Here is a 538-nt window from a genome sequence, read left to right on the forward strand (position 1 = left end):
CGCTTCTTGACACTGCGCTGTGGAACAACAGCGCCTGGACGACAAATCGGAAGGTTTTCGGCTCTAAAAGTATAACATGGCCCTCCCGCTCTTGCTACCTCTTCATCTTTATAGCGAAACCCTGATTGAAGCATGCAAGCATAAATTGTTGCTTTTGCATTAATGCTCTGCTTTCTGTTTTCTGGATCGACATCATAAGGCGTTGGCATGCCACATTCTAACAAGGCTTTTCCTACCTCTGTAAAATTAGTAACACCATTTTTCTCCCACGCGCTCAAATACCCTCCAGGAGTTTTATTAAACTGACATCCTGCAATACCTAATAAAGTTACAGCACCTAATAGCTTTAGAGTTTGTTTCATTTTTTACTCCATTATTTAATTCAAGGTTTTTGTTCACGATGAGATGTGCCATAGCGCCATGTACACTTATCACTCGCATCTCCAAGGCAAGTATGGGAGCTTATGGGATTCATGACCACTCTCCACCATTCTTTCCACATGTTACTACCAGTAGGTATTGTCTCGTAAGTATAGCC

The 538-nt window shown here is 42.2% G+C and carries 1 protein-coding gene; it reads right to left on the bottom strand.

Annotated elements, in window-relative coordinates; translation table 11 throughout:
- On the bottom strand, window positions 1-362 hold a 362-nt coding region (locus tag ACFINU_RS10415; RefSeq protein WP_375667745.1), incomplete at its 3' end, for a hypothetical protein.
- Between the last annotated feature and the right edge of the window lie 176 nt (window positions 363-538).

This window comes from Bartonella sp. AC130YNZD, assembly GCF_042196865.1.
Classification (GTDB): domain Bacteria; phylum Pseudomonadota; class Alphaproteobacteria; order Rhizobiales; family Rhizobiaceae; genus Bartonella.